This window comes from Psychrobacter sp. 1Y11 (genome assembly GCF_052259045.1).
Lineage (GTDB): Bacteria > Pseudomonadota > Gammaproteobacteria > Pseudomonadales > Moraxellaceae > Psychrobacter.
Genome location: NZ_JBQQER010000007.1, coordinates 1 through 20,324, shown reverse-complemented (window position 1 = coordinate 20,324; position 20,324 = coordinate 1). Strand labels below are relative to the sequence as shown.

Genomic DNA, 20,324 nt, shown 5'->3' with positions numbered 1-20,324 from the left:
GTGCTCGAAAGAGTTGACTTACTTAGTATTTAATTTATCAATCTTACGCGACATTTTCGCTATTTTTTGTTGATAGCGGCTGATTTTGCGAAAACGCCTAGCCGCTAATATCCCTTCAATACGGCGATTTTTGAGACGTTGACGCGAAGGAAAGCTATGTACTAAGGGCTCATTATAACCATGCAACCGATCTTCGCGGCGACGATATAGATAACCTCTAGCGCTGTCTATAATCATAATCGCTAAAGCCACTATAATCATGCTATACATAAATAACGAGCCACCCTCATCGAGGCTCTGACTCAATACTGTAATAGAGAATATAAATAAGAAAATTGGCTCTAAATAGCTCAAAGTTCCAAATAATGACACCGGCAATTTACTACTAGCTACCATCGTCAGCGACATTGCAAGCGCGCTAAATATTCCTAATAGTGGCAAAAAGTACCAAAACTTGTTATCGCTTAGCGCTACACTAAAGCCGCCACTGCTATACAGCGCAAAAAGCACCACCGGCAACAGTAAAGTCAGATCAGACAATAGACCGGTGATCGGTGGCACGGCAAGCTTGCGACGCATCAAAAAGTACGGCGGATATCCTAAACAGACAAATAAAGTCGCCCAAGATATCGTGCCGTATTGATAAATATCATACGCGACGCCTAGCGCCGCTACTAGCGCTGCTAACCACTGCAGAGCGCTCATATACTCTTTATAAAAAAAACGCCCTACCATGATCATCACTAATGGCAATAAAAAATAGCCCAAAGTGACATCGAGTCCTAAGCCATTGACCGGCCCCCACATAAATAGCCAAATCTGTCCGCCCAAAATCGGCGTAGGTAGAATAAATATTAGCCACTCTTTTAAAGTCTTTAAGGTTTTTAGATAATCAAAAACATGCTGCCACTGCTTAGTTAAGCTGACCAATACTGTCAGGCTGATAAGCATCATAATGACCCGCCATGACGCTACTTGCGTGCCTGTTAAAGGCTGCATCAATAAACCAAATAAGAATAATAGCGAGAATAAAAAGCTCGCAAGCGATCCGGCGATAGTTCCTTGTACGGTTTGATTGGTCTTGAGCATAACAGCAGCCTTACAAAATGAGCTGATACAGAAAGCAGCAGGTAAAAAAGGTCTAGAACTATAGAAAAATAAATGTCTTGTTAATGAAAATAGTAAAAGCCTCTAACAAGGGTGTCAGAGGCTCTTTATAAGAGGCCGTGAGATTAGCAAACTAGTAATTTAGCGTGAGTGGTTATATAAAATAATTGGAGACTAAAACGAGCTTAATCTAGCAAATATCTAATCACTACATGACAATACGGCCCCCTCTATTTTCAGCTTGCTTAAACGCCTCTCGTTGTTGACAGCGCTTAATCCAAGCGCTTATATTAGGGTAACCGCCCTCTGCTAATGCAGTACGAGATTGAGCGGCAATAGCTACAAAGTATACTTGAATATCAGCGGCGCTAAAACTCTCACCTGCAAACCAAGTGTTATTTTGCAAATGCGCTTCCATCATGGTCAAAACAGCGCTAATACTATCCGCTATCATACTTTTTTCGACCTGCTTCTGAATGCCTTTAGCGACAGGCTTTATCAGTAGCGGTGATCTCTGTACGACTTTATTAAACACCAAACGCATGACCAGTGGCGGCATCGCTGAAGCTTCGGCAAAATGCAGCCAAAAAGTATAATGTTCCCACGCCGTCTCATCGCTATCGGCAGGTTTCAAACTTTGCTCGTCATCATAATACTTAAGCAAATACTCAATAATAAAACCAGACTCCAATAAGGGTCGACCATCGACTTCTAATATCGGCGCATGCCCTAGCGGATGCACCTTTTTTAGGCTATCCGGCGCTAAGTAAGCTTTGGTACGATCATAGCTAGTTAACTCATAATCAGCCTTCAGTTCTTCTAAAAGCCAAACAATACGAAAAGAGCGAGAGTTTTGTAAATGATGCAGATGTAACATAAGTCATCCTGATTTAAGTCAATTATAAAAGGCCATCGTTGATTGATAGTAGCGTAGTTTCTTGAACTTTGATACTAACTGGTAGTTTGCCTCTTTCATTCTGGCATCAAATTTGCTAAAAGCAAAAACCTCCAACGATGAGGTTAGAGGCTTTTTTTTAAAAAGGTTAAAATTAGAGTGCCATTGATGGCGCTAGAGGTTTATTTTTCGTCGTTAACTTCGCTATCCTCATCCTCTAATGAATAGTCGTTGGCGATATCGACAGCGTCACTAATATCATCGTTTGCGCCGCTAGCGGTGGCCGCATCGATATCTGCCTGCTCTTGACCATCAACGTCAAAAGTACCATCCTCACGCATGGCTTCAATCAGCTCGTTGTCGTCTTCTTCATGCTCAACCCTTGCCATAGCGACTAGCTTCTCATCTTTAGACAGACGGATCAAGGTCACCCCTTGAGTATTACGGCCAGCACTAGCAACATGCTCGACAGGCGTACGTACTAAAGTGCCCTTATCTGATATCAAGATAATATCATCTTCTGGATCGACTTTGGTTGCACGAACCAAAGCGCCATTACGCTCGCTAGTTTTGATAGCGATAACGCCGCCACCGCCGCGATTCTGCGTATTGAACTCTTCAATAAAAGTACGCTTACCAAAACCGTTTTCACAGGCAATCAGAATCTCGCGAACATCATCTTCAATAACCACTAAAGATTTAATAAACTCATCATCTTTTAAACGCATACCGCGCACGCCTTTGGCAGTACGGCCCATAGCTCGGGCATCGTTTTCATCGAAGCGTATGGCTTTACCACTGGAGGCAAATAGCATAACTTCTTGGCTACCGTTAGTGATACGCGCGCTGACTAACTTGTCGCCTTCCTCTAAATTTACCGCGATCAAACCATTGGAGCGAATATTGGCAAACTGCTTGAGTTCTACGCGCTTCACCGTACCATTAGCCGTCGCAAAGAAGACAAAAGGCGGCTCGGCAGTAGTGCTACCTTCTAATGAATCCTCGTCTATCTCGTTTACCGTAAGTTCATGTTTTGCAGAGGACTCTTCTACTATTTTCGGAATAGGCAGTATCGTCGTCACCGACTCATCACCTGCTAAGCCAATCAGATTGACTAAAGGACGACCTCGCGAACCGCGACTGGCAATCGGCACTTCAAAGCCACGTAGACTAAAGACGCGGCCGGTATCCGTGAAGCACAAGACAGTAGCATGCGTTGAAGTAACCAAAAGGTGATCGATGACATCATCTTCTTTCATCGCCGTCGCTGACTTGCCTTTGCCGCCACGTTTTTGCGCCACATAATCGTCGATAGGCTGCGTCTTGGCATAGCCAGTACGCGAAACCGTCATCACGACCGTCTGCTCAGGAATCAAATCTTCGCGGCTAAAGTCAGTACGCGAATCGATGATATCGGTGCGGCGCTCGTCGCCAAAGTTCTCACGGATCTCAATCATCTCGTTAGAGATAATGGTCATCAGCTTACTAAAATCGCCTAGAATAGATTCTAAATTAGCAATCTCACGTAACAAGTCTTGATATTCTTCGGTCAATTTATCTTGCTCAAGGCCGGTCAGACGATGCAATTGCATCTCTAAAATCGCATTGACCTGCTCAAGCGATAAGCGATAACTTTGCTCGCCTTTAATCGTGTCATCGATAAGCCCAAACGGCGCTTTGGGATCTTCGCCTTCTATATACTCAGGGCGTACCGATTGACTACCGGCTGCCTTTAGCATAGCGACGACGCTACCTGAGCCCCAAGTATTACCAAGCAAGCTCTCACGCGCTTCACCGCGGCTAGCAGATGCTTTGATCGCGGCGATAATATCATCAATATTGGCTAAAGCGACCGTCAAGCCCTCGAGCAGATGACCGCGAACCCGCGCTTTATTAAGCTCATAAATGGTACGGCGCGTCACCACTTCTTGACGATGACGCACAAAGGCAGCAATCAGCTGACGCAAGGTTAATAGCTTAGGCTGGCCATTATCGAGGGCCACCATATTGATACTAAAGCTAGTCTCAAGCGGCGTCTGCAAGAACAAATTATTGACGATAACTTCAGCGGTTTCGCCGCGGCGCAGGTCAATAGCGATACGCATACCGTCTTTGTCAGACTCATCGCGGATCTCTGTGATACCTTCGATTTTTTTGTCGCGTACTAATTCTGCGATACGCTCAATCAGCTTAGCTTTGTTGGCTTGATAAGGCACCTCGGTGAAGACAATACGCTCACGATCACGGTTGACCCCTGTGTCGCTCATCGGCTCAATATGATAGCGACCGCGCACATGTAAGCGGCCTTTGCCCGTGCGGTAAGCGTCTTGAATACCCGCGCGGCCATAGATGATACCGCCTGTCGGGAAGTCAGGGCCTGAGATGTGAGTCATCAGCTCTTCGCCCGAGATTTGCGGATTCTCAGCATAAGCTAGACAGGCATTAATGACCTCAGTTAAGTTATGCGGCGCCATATTGGTCGCCATACCGACCGCAATACCGGTCGCGCCATTGACCAATAGGTTGGGCACACGAGCGGGTAACACGCTAGGCATACGCTCGGAGCCGTCGTAGTTGTCTTCCCAATCGACAGTATCTTTGTCCAAATCGCCTAGCATCTGATGGGTGAGCTTGGTCATGCGCACTTCGGTATAACGCATCGCCGCCGGTGGATCATCATCAATCGAGCCAAAGTTACCTTGACCATCGACCATAGGATAACGCAAGCTAAAGTCCTGCGCCATACGTACGATAGCATCATAGACTGCGCTGTCGCCATGTGGGTGGTATTTACCAATCACATCACCGACCACACGCGCCGATTTTTTATAAGGCTTGTTGTAGTCGTTAGAGAGCACATGCATCGCGTACATGACGCGGCGATGTACTGGCTTGAAGCCGTCACGGACATCAGGTAGCGCGCGCGAGACAATCACACTCATCGCATAATCTAAGTAGGACTGTTTTAATTCATCTACAATGCCAATAGGACTGACCGACTCGCTCATATACACTCCTTCACTCATATTCTCTTCATTAATTTTGCAGGCTTTATAGATAGCTCACCGGTCTAAGCGAACTGTGATAAATATCAAAAAATCAACCGGTAAAACAACACCATAAAGCGTGAAAAATCTTGGAAAACTGATGATCGTTTTAGTAGTAAACAAAGAGGACTATTTTAGCACAAAACTGCTCTTATAGGGCGTTGTGTGCGCCAATAAGACCCATCAAAAATGCGCTATTATGATCGCTGAATTCAACAATAAATTAAGGTGGTCAACGTTGGTATCTTAAATACTACAAACCCGTGGTCAAAAAGACTAGACCACTACAGTATTACAGGGTCAGATTAATTCGACATTCAGATTAGACTCTAACGTTAAGTCCCAAGTGTATATATGACCTAAATGTCGGGTCAATCGACGTCCAGTAGAGGCAATCGTCCGCTGACCGGGATCGCGACACACACTAGAACTGCCTCACCCACGGTCGTAGCTCGATTTCCCAACTCCAAGAAGACCGATGCTGCTCGATCAGATGTATATAGTTCTGGGCGATCTCATCAGGATCCATTGGACTGTACGTTGGGTCAGAAGATGTTGAGTTTTCTTCCTGTCCGGCCTTACCAATACGGCCATCGATGACCACATGCCCGATGTGAATATTCTGAGGATGAAGCTCGCGTGCCAATGATTGACACAGACCTCTCAAGGCAAACTTGCCCATCGCATAGGCAGCAGAGTTAGCGTAGCCCTTCACCCCAGAGGAGGCACCGGTAAACAGCATTGTGCCGCTGCCATCATTTAGCATCCGTGCGGCAGCCTGCTGGGCCATCAGGAATGCCCCAAACGCCGTTACTTCAATTACTTTGTGCACTTCAATCGGGTCAAGCTCAGTGATCGGACCCCGAATCCAAGGACTCGGATTGTAAACGGCAACATCAAGAGTGCCATCCATACCGTCGATCGTCCTGAATAGCTCAGCAACGTCATCCGGCTTACTGGCATCACACTGCAGTGCAGTAGCGTTAACCTCGGCGCAGAGAGCATCCAGTTTGCTTATATCTCGGGCTACCAAGATCAAGCGATAGGAGCGCTGAGCAAGCGCACGAGCAATCGAAGCCGACAAGCCCGAGCCAGCACCTACAACGAGCGCGAGAGAAGTCATTGTGAATACCCCCTACAGTGCACAATAATAGTAAAAAAAGTTCTTCCCAAAATATAGTTCCCAGTCAAGGACTTAGCAGAACACCCGTAATAAAAGGTGAGTAGAAAGGCTGGGGCGGAATACATCAGCGATGATTTCCTGCGCCATCCGCGCAATAATGTCATAAACAGCACTGTCGCCATGTGGGTGATATTTACCGATAACATCACCGACCACACGTGCCGATTTTTTATAAGGCTTGTTGTAGTCATTTAGTAGTAAACAAAGAGGACTATTTTAGCAAAAATTTGCCTGCTTAGGGATATCTATATACTAATAAAATCAATCAAAACAACTGATTAGTAGGCTTTATTTTATAATAAAAAACTGCGGTTATTTGCTCTTCATAAACGACCTTTATTCGTGAAGAAATCGGTAAGCAATCAAAAAAACTGCACCCTCTTGAATGCAGTTTTTGTCTACGTTATTGGCTAATTACAAATCACTATTTTTAGCTTAAGACTGATCGAAGTCTTGTTCAAAGAATTCGCGAGCCGCTTGTGTACAAGCTGCCGTCACTAATACGCCATGATAGTTACTATAAAATGCTAATAAAGGATTGGCACCTTGTGCGGTAGCATCATCTTTGACTTTTTGCACGCTATTACTAAATCTAGTTTGTACGCTATCTACCACGTCGTTAATGTCCCACGTATTCATCGATGCTTGTCCAATGGTGGTCAAAGTCGTATTGTTTGGGCGTGCATCAGCGTTATCTCTATCGACGTCTAGGACAGTAATGTTAAGGTTTGAATTAGGAGTGTTAGCACTAGCCGCTTGTAGCAACTTAGTTATAGATCCTGTATTGGTATCAAAATAGACTGTTGGGTCTTGATTACCACCACAAAGCAGGGTGGGCATAGTCGGCACGTAACCACGTAAATCGTTATCTTTTAGCGCTTTACGTAAGTTGTTTTGCGGGTTGGCGGCTGGTAAAAGATTACCATTAGCCACGTTTAGGCCATCAGGATTATTAATAGCGTCAGTCACGTAAGCGGCGCGAAAATCTGATTTTATCAGATAGTTACTATCATCATAGCCGCCTAAAATTGAAAATATAGCACCTTTACCTAATCCTTCCAGCGCCGGATTGCTCGGGTTATTTTGGAACAAGGCATTATTAGGCACTTCGCCCGCTGTTACTAAATCGCCAAATGCTGTATTACTAGGTAGTCGTACGTCAGCGTACTTATCCAAAAAGATATCTGAGGGTTGCTCATAAATATTGCCATACTTCTCTTGTAGCCCGATACCCAATAGTGGCGCAAATCTAGAAGCACCAATATTAACGTTCCCTTTAAAGATCTCGTCGCCAAAGGCTGCCAACGCATAAGGCCCTGAGAGCGGTGCGATTGCCGTCACTTTTTTATTTTGTGACTCAAGTAATCTAGCAGTCGCCATAGCGACGTGACCACCTTGTGAGTAACCAGAGAGATATAATTTATCAGAATCATCGATATTGGTATAATTGATATTGTTCGCAAGCTTTTGCTCATCGATAACAGCACGGGCACTCTCTAACGCATCTGCCATGTCCTGAGCTTGTTGTTCAGCGACTAGATACGGATGATAATCAAGCTTTGACTCATCGTAGCCGGCATAGTTGGGTGCAACGACAATATAGCCTTGCGCCGCAAAGTTAGAAGCAATCAAGGTAGACTCGCCTACCGCAGGGTTACTAGCATTACCAACTTGGGTAAAGTCGTAACCCTTATCGGTGGTGGTACCATGAGCATAAAGCAGGACAGGACGATCACCTTGGCACTTATCGCTATCCCCTGTCGGTATCATCAAAGCTGCGGTAGCATTGGTTGCCTCTCTCGCAGCGCCGACTGTCGCATAGCTGACCTTTTCGATAGTCACCCCGCACTCCGCATCAGGGGTGTCAGCAGTATCTCCAATGAGAGTGTCGATTTGCTCTTGACTTAATGTCTTTACAAACTCAGAAGTTGTTGTTGAGGATGGCGTTGACACTTGCTTATTGAAGTCATTATCATCATCGCCGCAGGCCGTTAGTAATAAACTACTTGCTACTGCTACTGATAATAAGCCGCGATTCATGATTGGTTTTTTGGAGAAATTAGAATGGGAGAGAGACATATTCGCTATCCTTAGCATTGAGTAACAGAGTTTGAGTATCTTATTGAGCTGTAACAGCCACTTTATCAATTGAACTACTTTGATAATTAATAATCAATATTGCTTGTACCTTACTGTTTATACCGTAAAAAGCTCATAAAAGATACTCTAAAATTTATAATTCAGGCTCTTGGATAAGCTTTTGGTTTTAAGCAAACCAATATAGTTATAGACAAAATATTCTTAGTCGCTAAACTGACTACACATTTTCTCTCACCAGTTATCAAGACTAATTCTCAACTTATTATTTTTGCAGGCCATTTTTATGGATATCGTTTTAGCTATCGTTTGGATTTTGGCAATGGTGCTCTACAGCTTCTCTAGTGACTACGCGCAGTACTTTCCCAACCATAATAACCGCGCCCTACCCTTTGTGCGCTGGGGATCATTATTGCTAGCGATGGCGCTATCGGCCTATCTTGCTCAGGCCTATCAACAACACCTACAAGGCACTGGCATTTGGGTCTTTGTCATTGTGGTCTTCGTCATCATTATGTTAGCCAAACTAGTCTTTAAGTGGGTGCTAAGACGCCGTCGCTAGAGGGTAAGCACAAGCGTATCCACTTTACCAAACTTCTCACCTCTACCTTAATAATAAAATATAAGCTCATATGACAGACCATACTCAAGATAATTCAGCTGACATAACGACACAAGCCCGCACCGATCGCAGCTTTGAGGCGATTGCCGATCATTTCGAAAAAAAGGTCTATGGCGGATTAAAAGGTAAGATTAGGCTTGCGGTACTGCGCCGAGATATCTTTGAGTATGCTCAGACAAAAAGTCAAAGCTTAGGGCGGCCGCTGCGTATCTTAGATGTGGGCGCAGGACTGGCGCAGATTGCTATAGAGCTGGCAGCGCAAGGTCATACGCTCGTCATCAATGATATCTCAGCTAGTATGCTGTCAAAGGCGCAGACGCAAGTAGCGACTTTTGAGGCAGATAATAACACCAAGCTTGATATCACCTGGATGGTTTGTCCTTATCAGCAGCTACCCGCTAAATTTGCTGAAGACCATAGCGATAAATTCGACCTGATACTCTGCCATGCCTTACTTGAGTGGCTGGCCAAACCTGCTGAGATAATGGACTTTTTTGATGCGCAGCTAAGCCCTCAAGGTGCGATATCGCTATGCTTTTATAACCCTGCAAGCTTTGACTATCGTAATCTAATTATGGGTAATTTTAATCTACTGGATCGTACGCTCGAAGGCGATTATGCTGCCGATAATAAAAAGAGCCTAACCCCTAATCATCCGGTCGCTATGCAAGAGGTGCAAGCGTGGCTACAATACCATCACTATAAAATCATGCTAGAGAGTGGCCTGCGCGTTTTTCATGATTATGCACCGCTCAAGCGTGGCGGACATAATGACCCAGAAGCGGTGATAAAGATGGAGCTACGCTATTCACAACTAACCCCTTATAAATGGCTAGGACGATATTTACATATCTTAGCGACTGCTGGGACTTAAAGCTTTAGTCAATTCCACTACAGCGCTCAGTGTGATCTATCGTATTCTGACCACGTGGTCGCATTGACGTCTTTTTCATCAAACACTACCACATGTTCAAGTAATGGCAAAATACCAATATGGCTGCCAACCTCATGATTATGGTGGCTCGCCACAAGTGACAACACCGTTTGACCATTCTCTAATTGCAAGCGATACAGATAGTTAGCACCGCGAAACACCCGTCCAACCACTAGAGCAGTCTGCGGGCTATCATCGTCATGAATAATATCGTCAGGACGGACGAGGACTTTAATAGGCGTGCCATTAGGATAGTCATACTCACAGTATTGCGGCTGACCTGAAGCATCATAGACCTCCATGCGCCGATAGATATCGCCAAGTGCCGTCTCAACATGACCCTCTTTGATGATGCCATCTATCATCGCGCCCTCGCCAACGAACTCTGCGACAAAAGGACTAACGGGTTCATGATAGAGCTCACTTGGCGTTGCCCACTGTACGAGTTTACCTTGATGCATCACCCCGACTTTATCCGCTATCGCAAAAGCCTCGTTTTGATCATGCGTCACTAAGATAGCAGTCGTATTGGTGCGTTTTAGGATGTCACGCACGCTCATCGCTAGTGACTCGCGCAGTACCACATCGAGATTAGAGAAAGGCTCATCAAGTAGTAGCAGTTTGGGCTTAGGGGCCAGCGCCCGAGCTAAGGCCACGCGCTGCTGTTGACCACCCGATAACTCAGCGGGACGCTTATCTGCATGCTCACTCAATCCCACTAGCTCTAACATCTCCGCTACGCGCGCTTTTTTGTCGCTTGCAGACCATTTATTGAGACCAAAACCGATGTTTTTAGCGACACTGAGATGACCAAATAGCGCATAGTCTTGAAATACCATGCCCATACTGCGTTTGGCAGGAGCTACTGCAAATGAGTGGCGTTTATCTTGTTCGGTTAGGCGTTGATGATTGAGCTCAATTCTACCTTGACGGGTAGGTTCAAGACCGGCTATCGCTCGCAGCGCTGTAGTTTTACCGCAGCCGCTATAGCCCAAGAAACAACCAATCTCGCCTTGCTGTAAGCTCAACGATAAGCCATTGACAATAGTTAAATTATCATAGCCAACGATCAAATCCTCTACCTTTAAAAAAGGCTCAGTGTTGCTGCCCAAAGCGCGCTTTCCACTATTAGCATCAACTTGTCCAAGCATTTGCTCATTTTGCATAGATTGGCCTTTTTGAGGTAACACTGATAGAGGAATCACAGATGATTTTTTACTCGCTTCTAGTCTGGCTTTGGCTCTTGTAAGCTTTGGATCTAGACCTTTTGCAGATTTTTGACTGCTTTTTACAGAAGGCTCTTTTTGACTCTTATCTTCTTTGTCTAGAGCATTATTAGTCAAGTTAGTATACATAGAAGGTACTCGTAAGCTATCAATAAATAAGACTAGCGACTATCAATATTAAGGGTGATGACTACTATTTAAAGAGGCTAAACTTAAAGGTGCTAAATTTAAGAGTGTCACATTTGAAAGTGCTAACACTAAACTTTAATCATTTAACATAGTCATTTACGCGGATTAGTTATACTTTTCACTTTGACGCAGTAATATCCATACTGGTATTAGCCCCACTAAGACAATCAGCAAACTTGGTAGCGCCGCTCTCGCCCACATGCCTTCGCTAGTCATCTCAAACACTCTTACTGCAAGCGTATCCCAGCCTTGGCGACGCGTCATTAAGGTAATCGGCATCTCTTTCATCACTTCCACAAAGCCCATTAATAAGGCCGTCAGCACCCCAGGACTGAGCACCGGTAACACCACTTGCCGCCAGCGCTGTAGCGGACTGGCGCTCAAGAGCTCAGCGGCGGCCTCTTGATTGACGGTTAGGCGCTGTAATTGCCGATCGACCGGCTGAAAGCTTACGGTCATGAAGCGGGTTGAAAGCGCTAATAACATGACAATCACGCTACCCGATAATACTTGCTTGGAGGTAATACCAAAAGCAATCAGCTGATTGTCCAGCCAAGCAATAGGAATAAACACCCCAACCGCTAGCACTGTGCCCGGTACTACATAGCCTAAATTAGCTAAAGTGGTCATCAGTTTCGTGCTTTTATCGGCATACTGACGCTTAATCCAAGCAATAATGATAGCGAGAAAAGCAATCAGCACTGTGGTCATGCTAGCGATAAGCAGACTGTTGGTGACAAAATCAATATAGCGCGCATCAAAGTCTTGGCGGTAGTTCATCGCCGTCCAATACAGTAGCTGCAAGAACGGTACTAAAAAGGCTAACAAAAATATAAGACTACAGAGCAGCGTCATGCCCCATTTAGCTGCTGCATTACTAGTCAGACGCTTATTGCTACTTTGCGCGCTTTCTTTGCCGCGACGTGCCTGCCAATACTGCTCAAATATCACGACAATAAATACTACGCCAATGAGTAAAGCCGCCAGTTGCGCTGCGGTGGTCAAACTAAAAAAGCCAAACCATGCCTTGTAAATAGCAGTGGTAAAGGTATCGACATTAAATACCGACACCGCACCAAAATCCGCTAGAGTCTCCATACTCGCCAGCAGTAAGCCGCCAATAATCCAAGGCAGCGCTTGCGGCAGTGCTAAACGAAAAAACACGCGGCTACGACTGAGCCCAAGCATCTGCCCCGCTTCGATAGCGCGGTGACCTTGCGACAAAAAAGCTTGCCGAGCTAATAGGTAAACATAAGGATAGAAAGCAAGCGATAAAATAAAGCCTGCGCCCCAAACGTTGCGCACTGAAGGAATAGCGGTGCTAATGCCAAACTCTCGTAAGCTGGTCTGCAAAGGCCCACTAAAATCAACAATCCCCACCGTCACAAAGGCGAAGACATACGCAGGTATCGCTAATGGTAGCATCAACGCCCAAGAAAAAAACCGTTGCCCTGGGAAGCGGTACATACTGGTTACCCAAGCAAGCGAGGTGCCTAGGCTACCGGAGATGATCGTCACCATCGCTAATAAAATAGCGGTGTTTTTTAGCACTTGCGGCAGCACATACTCGCCCATATGCGACCAAATATCAGCCATCGGCTGTGTCCATGATAGTAGGACGATCAAAATCGGTATCAGCATAAACAACGAAATCAGTCCTAAGACTGATTTTGATAAAACACGCTTAAGAAGGGTACGGTCCTTAACAACAACAAGGTCCGGAGTCCCTATATTGTCTTGATGTTCGGACGCTTTTGGTATCGTTAACATAACCTTACTACCATCTTGTACCCTTTATAGCGACTCTAATGATTAAAGCCTACTTATAGCCAGCTTTATCCATCATTTGGATAGCTTGAGTTTGCAGCGAGCCAAATTTTTGTACATTGATGTCATCTTGTTTAAAGCTGCCCCAAGATCTCAGCATATCTGACTGATCAACGCCTTCTTTTACCGGATATTCTTTATCGGAGCTGGCATAGATGCCTTGCGCTTCATCAGAAGATAACCATTCCATCAGTTTAAGCGCGCCATCTGGATTGTCTGATGCCGCTACCACGCCAGCGCCAGAGATGTTGACATGCGTACCGGTGGTGTCTTGATTGGCCCAAAATATCTCTACGGGAAAATCAGGGTTTTCATCAAGGATACGTCCATAATAGTAGCTATTGGCAATACCCACTTCGCACTGACCAGCAGCGATGGCTTCCAGCATACTAGTATCATCACTGAACACATCAGTAGCTAAATTATCCACCCAGCCGCGGATGATCTCTTCGGTTTTCTCGGGGCCTAAATGCTCAATCATACTGGCAACTAATGATTGGTTATAGACCTTTTTTGAGGTGCGCAGGCATAGCTTGCCTTTCCATTTTGGATCGGCCAAATCGGCATACGTCGATAGCTCCTCAGCATCAACCTTGCTAGGATCATAAAAGATAGTACGAGCGCGTAGTGATAAACCAGTCCAATTGCCCGCTGGATCACGGTACTTCGCCGGAACATTAGATTCTAGCACGGTAGAGGCCACAGGCTGCAATAAACCCTGCTCCCCTGCTTGCCATAAGTTACCGGCATCAACGGTCAAGAGCATGTCGGCTGGCGTGTTATCTCCTTCTGCTTGCAGACGCGCCATCAGTGGGCCCGTTTTATCGGTCACCAGCTCAATCTTAACCCCAGTCTCTTCGGTATAGCGATCTAATAATGGCTTAATCAGCTGCTCATTACGCGACGAATAAATCGTCACCGTTTGATCGCTATTGGCCGTTGCTGCCTCAGTCTCAGTCGTTGGCGTCTCACCCTCAGCCGTCTGTTCAGGCGTCTGCGCTTGATTACAACCGACCAAACCTAACATCATGCTAAAGATAGCCACAGATAACGTGGTTCTTATGGGTTGACTTACCGCGACTGAGTCATTGAGCGCTTGTAACGACATGGCTTTCTCCAAAGCTGGATTATAAATAAAAGAACATCAATAAAGGAATATATAAAACGAGATAAACGGCTTAAAACTAGAAACCACATACTAATAGAAATGAGATTAATTATCAATAACTTTATGCGACTCGCTCTGTCAGGTATATCCTATTAAAGGCTCGGTTTTACAGCATTTATTAGCGATGTAAAATCCACTGTCCGACAATGACATTCACCGCCGCTTCAGTACGCAATATTCTTGGGCCGATAGTGAGCGCTTGGCAGCCTTGCGTAGCTAGCAGCTCAATCTCATAATCGATCCAACCGCCCTCGCTACCGATACAAACTATCTTAGGTAAGCCATTATTCTCAGGTAAGCCGCCATCAATATAAGCTCGCTGTAAGTATGCTGACAGCGATAACGAGCCATAAGGATGAGCCACAATCGCCTGTCCCTTTGCGGCGGTGAGCAAACCTGGCAGCTTGTCTTCCACAAAAGGTTTGAAGCGTTTCTCTATAGTGATAGACGGCGCGATAGTATCGACACTTTGCTGCAAACCTTCGAGCACAAACTCATCAAGGCGGCTAAGCGTTGGACTTTGCCAGTAGCTTTTTTGGCTGCGATAGCTATTTATTAAGATGATGTTTGCCACTCCAAGTGCGGTCATATCCATAATCAAACGGCGCAGCACCTTTGGGCGTGGCAGCGCTAAAATAACGGTTAGATCCAACTTAGCAGGCGGTGCAAGAGCGAGCTCCACCTCGCGCAGTTGAATAACCGTCGGTGTTATATCATCGATGATAGCGCTACCGAGCTTGCCACCCAGTTGCCCAATCTTTATAGTGTCGCCTACTTTTAGCCCTAATACTTTATCGATATGAGCGATTTGTAGAGGCGAAACAATGCGGGCAAAAGTACCTGAAAACTGCGCCTCTGGTAATAAAATACTATTCATAAACTGCCTTATCGATGCTTTGCTCAACAACCTGCTCAATCATCGTTAGTTGCTGCTCTAGCACCGATTGTTGCTCGGCTGTCATCTGCGCTCCTGCTTGCCCAGCTGACTTGGCAGATGACAAATGATTCAACCAAAACGCTAGCTGCTGATAGATAAGTTCATTATCACTGAGCATTTTAGAGTTTGAAATGGAATTATTTGCAGCATCCATAACGGGTAAACTACCTTTATCAGAGTGATAATGCTCATTGTTCGGCTGATATAGTGCGCCTACCTCTGCTAATTTATCCACTACGCTTTGACAAGACTGCGTATATTGGCCCATCAGTATAGGCGTTGCTACGCTCGCGGGCTCTACGGGATTATGACCGCCAATATCCACTAACGAGCCGCCAACTAGAGCGACATCGGCTTGCTGATACCAGTGCATCAACTCGCCCATCGTATCCGCTAGATAAACTTGCGTTTGGGCGCTAACAGGCTCATCTAAGCTACGTCTAGCCAGTGTTAAACTGCGAGCTTTGATCAGATCAGCGACCTCATCAAAACGCTCAGGATGCCGCGGCACTATAATCAATAGAGTATTGGCTAATTTGGTATCCGCTAATAAGCGCTGCTGCATAGATAAGGCAGCCTCCTCCTCGCCTTCGTGGGTGCTAGCCGCTACCCATAACGGTCGATTCAACGTTTTAAGCCCTACAATGTTAGTTGCGTCTGGCTCAGCTTGCTTGGCAGAGGTAGGCGTATTAATCACCCATTTCAACGAACCAGCTACTCGAATTTGCGCGCTTGACGCACCAAGCTGACGAAAGCGCTTTGCCGATTGGTTATCTTGCGCGATGATTAAGCTTAAGTTTTGCATCATGCTAGCGCTTACCGCGCCGATCTTTTGATAGCTGTTAAAGGATGATAAAGATAAGCGTCCATTGACCAAAATACTCGGAATGCGCCGTTCAGATAGTTTGCTCAAAATAGTAGCCCACAGCTCAGTCTCTATAAATAAAGCGGCAATAGGCTGCACGTGCGTCAAAAAACGCTCAATAACGACAGGACTATCAACAGGGACATAACTGTGACTCAAACGCCCTTGCGCGATATCATCAGCGAAGCGCTTGGCTCCGCGAGCAAAACCAGTTTGAGTGGTATTAGTCAGCCAAATAGCGTAGCCTTTTGCCATCAAAGCGTCCAATAAAGGAGCGGCAGTATTGGTCTCTCCTAGAGATACCGCGTGACACCAAATCACTGTTGGCGCTTGTTTAGAGGTCATTACCTGTGACGGTTGCGGCGGCGCAGGATACGTCTTGCCAAAACGCTGAGCGACCTCCTCCTGATAATTATCACGCTTGTGCGAGCGGTGCCAAACTTGCATACGATATAAGGGCTTGAGAATAGCAATAGCTACTCGATAATACCAAGGTGGCGCTACAAAAGAAGAGGACATGAGAGGTTCAGCTTGGGTTAATGAATAATATAAAAAGCGGTAATTTTACTGCAAATGATTAGAATAACGCTATTAGTCAGACAAAAATAATTAATAATAAGGCGACTAGCACTACCATGCCAATCAATAGCTGATAGCGTTTTAAGCTATGCTGTTCTTGGGCTTTAGTCGTCATCAAGAGCTGTGCTTGCTGCCATTGTTTATCGATAATCATCGCCTCAGGATGACCATTAGCGGCTGCTTGCTCTAGCCAATATTTGCCCATAGCTATATCCTGCGTAAGCCCAAACCCTTGATAATACAGCTTACTTAACAAGCGCTGGGCACGGCTATCATTGGCATCAGCCGCTTGCTTAACTAAGCTTATGCCTTTGTCTTTGCTAGCTTTGCCTATAGCCGCTTTGTCTTTATGGGCCGGACTCTCAGTGTCTATACTCGGCTCAGTCATGACTTCGCCTAATAGCTCATACATCGCCAGTCGTAACATAGCGGCAGTATGGCCTGCATTGGCTGACTTCTGTAATAAACTTAATGCTTGCTGGTGAGCAGCCTGATGAGTATCAGAGAACTTGACTTGCGCGCGCGGTTTATTTTGCTTAGCAATATGACGCTCGAACTGATCGAGTATGTGACAAGCTTGCTCGTATTCCTTGATACCAGCATTTTGTGGGACTTCAATCTCATTCAGCTCAGTTAATAGACGAGTAAAAACCTCAGGAGTTGGTTGGGAGTTTTTATTAGCAGCTTTATGATTTTTGGTCTGGCTATTAGGGCTTTTATTAACATGGTTATCAACCTTAATATCCGCCGTCATTGCAGGATTATTACCACTTTCAGTTGGCTTTAACTGCGCTGTGGTTGACGATAAGACAGTATGAGTAGGCGGCTTAGTGTCTATATCTACCGATTGACCTCGCCCTAATTTTTGCTGATATTCTGGCTTGTTTTCTGTGTTCGCCTGAGGTCTTTGAATCGTTGCTGTGGTAGTAGCCATCTGAGAGGTTTGAGAACGGATCTGAGGCAAGCGCTCTTTAACCGCCTGATATAGGCCACTAGCAATTTGCCCACCTTGAGCGGCGACAAACTGCCGATCAATATGACCGAAAAGTCGTAAGCCGATTGGCTCTAAAGCAAAAAATAACGCACTGAAATGAGGGTTCGCATCATTCAGATCGTTATTTACTTCAGGGCTATTTACTTGAGTGCCATCTACTTCAAGGCTATCTGCTCGATAAGCCACCGCCATTTCTTGATAAAAATCAGCAACAGATAAGCTCAGATCAGGATAACGGCGACGCAGCTCAGACTGACTATACCAATGCGGTAGGCTTTTCCACTCACGGGCTAAAATACGTCCGACATAAAACGCAAGGAACCATAATAAATGCCGAAAGCGATCGTCAGCCAATAAGTCAGCTTCTGCTGTGACATGCTTAGCATTATCTCGGCGTATTTGCGATAACAGCGTGTCCACGCGCTGCAAGCTCGCTAGCGTCTCATCTAGCTTGCAAGCCTGCAGCTGCGCCTCATAAGCGATACCACCGGCGATAGGTCGCTCTCCTAAAAAGTCTTGCCAGTACCCTTCAGCGATATAATCAAGTGAAGTTTTGGCTACAAAAGAATCAGAGCTAGCAGACATAACGAAACGTATCCTGTAGGTGAATGAACGTGCTAATTATAACAAGGGACTAAACAAGCGTATCACATTATCAAACAAGCTTTTAGAACGAGGGCGCTGCTGCCAATATGACAGCTCTAAGAATTGACAATTCTGTAAATAAGCATTTTGGCAGCTCACAACTTGTGCCACCATCTCTGGCGTATAAATCGCCAAAGTCACTTCCATATTCAGATAAAAGCTACGCATATCGATATTCACCGTACCAAACAGACAGTAATCATCGTCAATGACCACCGTTTTAGTATGCAGCAAACCGCCTTCAAAGCGTGCGATCTTAACGCCCGCCTCCAACAGCTCTTGATAATAAGCCTGCGAGGCGTGCTGCACTAAGAATGAATCTACCTTTTTTGGCACGATCAAAGTCACATCGACGCCGCGCCTTGCAGCCGTAGTTAGTGCGCCAGATAAGGCTTCGTCTGGCACAAAATAAGGGGTAGTAATTTGAATACGGGTATTGGCTCGGTGAATGACTGTTACTAAGGTATTATAAATCACATGACCTGTCAGCTGCGGCGCTGATGGAATCAGCTGAGCGACGACATTATCTACTACAGGCATGGGCGCAATATCTATCAAGCTTGTTCCTGCTAGCGGCTGCACGGCACTCTCTTGCTCATCTGATTCCTCGTCGAGCACTTGCACCCGGCTATTGAGATCATTAATAGTAGGATGCATCACATAGAGCTTACGCGTGTAATTATTCACCCGCTTATCAAGCTCATAAAGATTATCTTGACTCTCAGCGCCGATATCGGTGACCACCACTTTAGTCATAGCCGTAGCGATACTAATCGGTTGCACGCTAGTACTACGAATCATCACATCAATCCACTGTCCGACGTTTTTATCTTGTTTAAAAAAATTGGGATCAACCAAATTAAAGCTGCCGGTATAGCCTATATACTCATCGATGACAATAATCTTACGATGATTACGCAAGTCTGAGCGCTTAAATAAGGTCTTAAACAGCCCTACTGGCAGCGACTGATGGACAAACACACCCGCTTTTTCTAATGCTTCATGGTGCTTGCGATTAACAAAAGCTAGACTACCGACGCTGTCAGCTAATATGTGACACTCTACCCCGCGCTTTGCCGCACTGATCAAAGCCTGCAACACCTCGAGCACTTGGCCTTTAGGATAGACAATATAAAATTCCATATAGATAGTATGAGCAGCATTATTTATATCGGTAATAAGCTGATCAAAAATAGCGCTTGGACTTGTCAGCAGCTGCATTTGATGACCGGCAAACACTCCAAACCCAGTCTTTCGCGTTCCGATCAAGCTAACACCGCGATAATGATTGGACAATAGATCTTGGCCTTGATCAAAAACCAAACGCTCACGAGCCGCCATGTCGTTAGTCAATAGCTGCGCTTGATCGACTCGCTGCCGATAGCGCCGCCCAATCATTGGCTCCCCTAATAAAAGATAAGCGCTAAACCCCACCAAAGGCAGCGTATAGAGCATAGCAATCCAAGCAATAGATACGCCAATATTGCGCTGTACTGTGACGATGCGCAAAGTCATGACTACCATCAAAGTAATATGCAATACTAAGCCTAGACCGGCTAAGTCGATCCAAGACCAGGGTGCAAGCGTTTGTGGTGTCGCTAAAGGATCTATGGTAGGCTCCAATGATTAGGGCGTGAAAAGACAAACTGCTATAGTAAGCTTCTATCCTATAATTTATCAAATAGTATTTATCTATAAACTTTTATAGTCAATTTTAAATAAAAAAGTACAGCCCTTACAGCGTGCTACTATATCTGTTTTATAATGCCGCGACTCTATTCCTACGCACTTTTGACTACCGAAATTATTTATTTCACCGATTTATAAAATAGTGTTTGACAGACATGTCTAAATCTATATAATACACACCCACAGCAAGGAGCTTTATTGGTTCTGAGTTGTTAGAAGTTGATTAAGAGGTGACAGTCTTTCTTAGCTAGATCTAAGAAATTCATTAGCATTTATTTAGATGCAGAGTTTCTAGAAAATTTCCTTTAAAGGATTTCAGT

Annotated in this window: 14 protein-coding genes and 1 pseudogene; 2 read left to right on the top strand and 13 right to left on the bottom strand. The window is 45.3% G+C overall.

Going from position 1 to position 20,324, the window contains the following annotated elements:
- Positions 1 to 18: 18 nt before the first annotated feature.
- The 6 genes and pseudogenes from rarD to ACTXGJ_RS07650 all read right to left on the bottom strand — a co-directional run bounded on the left by rarD (position 19) and on the right by ACTXGJ_RS07650 (position 8,311).
- Complete coding sequence (gene rarD / locus ACTXGJ_RS07675) at positions 19 to 1,089, bottom strand: EamA family transporter RarD (protein WP_439243137.1); 1,071 nt, start codon at positions 1,087 to 1,089, stop codon at positions 19 to 21.
- A gap of 226 nt (positions 1,090 to 1,315) precedes the next feature.
- On the bottom strand, positions 1,316 to 1,984 hold the full coding sequence (locus ACTXGJ_RS07670; RefSeq protein ID WP_443565580.1) for a glutathione S-transferase: 669 nt from the start codon (positions 1,982 to 1,984) through the stop codon (positions 1,316 to 1,318).
- 200 nt (positions 1,985 to 2,184) lie between these two features.
- The gene (gyrA, locus tag ACTXGJ_RS07665) at positions 2,185 to 5,010 is read right to left on the bottom strand and encodes a DNA gyrase subunit A (RefSeq protein WP_443565579.1); all 2,826 of its coding nucleotides are present in this window, start codon (positions 5,008 to 5,010) and stop codon (positions 2,185 to 2,187) included.
- Between the two features lie 463 nt (positions 5,011 to 5,473).
- A complete protein-coding gene (locus ACTXGJ_RS07660) occupies positions 5,474 to 6,172 on the bottom strand; it encodes an SDR family NAD(P)-dependent oxidoreductase (RefSeq protein ID WP_439243143.1) in 699 nt (232 codons plus the stop codon).
- A 135-nt stretch (positions 6,173 to 6,307) separates the two neighbouring features.
- Positions 6,308 to 6,415 (bottom strand): annotated as a pseudogene (locus ACTXGJ_RS07655) (DNA gyrase subunit A); the annotation flags it as partial.
- A gap of 252 nt (positions 6,416 to 6,667) precedes the next feature.
- A complete protein-coding gene (locus tag ACTXGJ_RS07650) occupies positions 6,668 to 8,311 on the bottom strand; it encodes an alpha/beta hydrolase family protein (RefSeq protein ID WP_443565578.1) in 1,644 nt (547 codons plus the stop codon).
- 304 nt (positions 8,312 to 8,615) lie between these two features.
- Here ACTXGJ_RS07650 and ACTXGJ_RS07645 point away from each other — a divergent pair, with 304 nt between their 5' ends.
- Together ACTXGJ_RS07645 and ACTXGJ_RS07640 are read left to right on the top strand one after the other, a co-directional pair.
- Complete coding sequence (locus ACTXGJ_RS07645; protein WP_439243147.1) at positions 8,616 to 8,891, top strand: hypothetical protein; 276 nt, start codon at positions 8,616 to 8,618, stop codon at positions 8,889 to 8,891.
- Positions 8,892 to 8,961: 70 nt separating this feature from the next.
- Positions 8,962 to 9,825: a methyltransferase gene (locus ACTXGJ_RS07640; protein ID WP_443565576.1), complete on the top strand. Its 864-nt coding sequence runs from the start codon at positions 8,962 to 8,964 to the stop codon at positions 9,823 to 9,825.
- A 26-nt stretch (positions 9,826 to 9,851) separates the two neighbouring features.
- On the opposite strand, the gene ACTXGJ_RS07635 is transcribed toward ACTXGJ_RS07640, so the two are convergent.
- The 7 genes from ACTXGJ_RS07635 to ACTXGJ_RS07605 all read right to left on the bottom strand — a co-directional run bounded on the left by ACTXGJ_RS07635 (position 9,852) and on the right by ACTXGJ_RS07605 (position 19,938).
- Complete coding sequence (locus ACTXGJ_RS07635) at positions 9,852 to 11,240, bottom strand: ABC transporter ATP-binding protein (RefSeq protein WP_443565575.1); 1,389 nt, start codon at positions 11,238 to 11,240, stop codon at positions 9,852 to 9,854.
- Between the two features lie 165 nt (positions 11,241 to 11,405).
- Positions 11,406 to 13,070, bottom strand: coding sequence for an ABC transporter permease (locus ACTXGJ_RS07630; protein ID WP_443565574.1), 1,665 nt, complete (start codon positions 13,068 to 13,070; stop codon positions 11,406 to 11,408).
- A gap of 49 nt (positions 13,071 to 13,119) precedes the next feature.
- Positions 13,120 to 14,235 (bottom strand): extracellular solute-binding protein, encoded by a 1,116-nt coding sequence (locus ACTXGJ_RS07625; RefSeq protein ID WP_439243155.1) that lies wholly within the window; start codon positions 14,233 to 14,235, stop codon positions 13,120 to 13,122.
- Positions 14,236 to 14,413: 178 nt separating this feature from the next.
- Entirely contained in the window at positions 14,414 to 15,172 is a 759-nt protein-coding gene (locus ACTXGJ_RS07620) for a 16S rRNA (uracil(1498)-N(3))-methyltransferase (RefSeq protein ID WP_439243157.1), read from the bottom strand.
- The gene (locus ACTXGJ_RS07615; protein ID WP_443565573.1) at positions 15,165 to 16,616 is read right to left on the bottom strand and encodes a 3-deoxy-D-manno-octulosonic acid transferase; all 1,452 of its coding nucleotides are present in this window, start codon (positions 16,614 to 16,616) and stop codon (positions 15,165 to 15,167) included. Before ACTXGJ_RS07615 ends, ACTXGJ_RS07620 begins: the two co-directional genes overlap by 8 nt.
- A 76-nt stretch (positions 16,617 to 16,692) precedes the next feature.
- The gene (locus ACTXGJ_RS07610) at positions 16,693 to 18,255 is read right to left on the bottom strand and encodes a tetratricopeptide repeat protein (protein ID WP_443565572.1); all 1,563 of its coding nucleotides are present in this window, start codon (positions 18,253 to 18,255) and stop codon (positions 16,693 to 16,695) included.
- Between the two features lie 36 nt (positions 18,256 to 18,291).
- Positions 18,292 to 19,938: a cardiolipin synthase gene (locus ACTXGJ_RS07605; protein ID WP_439243163.1), complete on the bottom strand. Its 1,647-nt coding sequence runs from the start codon at positions 19,936 to 19,938 to the stop codon at positions 18,292 to 18,294.
- Between the last annotated feature and the right edge of the window lie 386 nt (positions 19,939 to 20,324).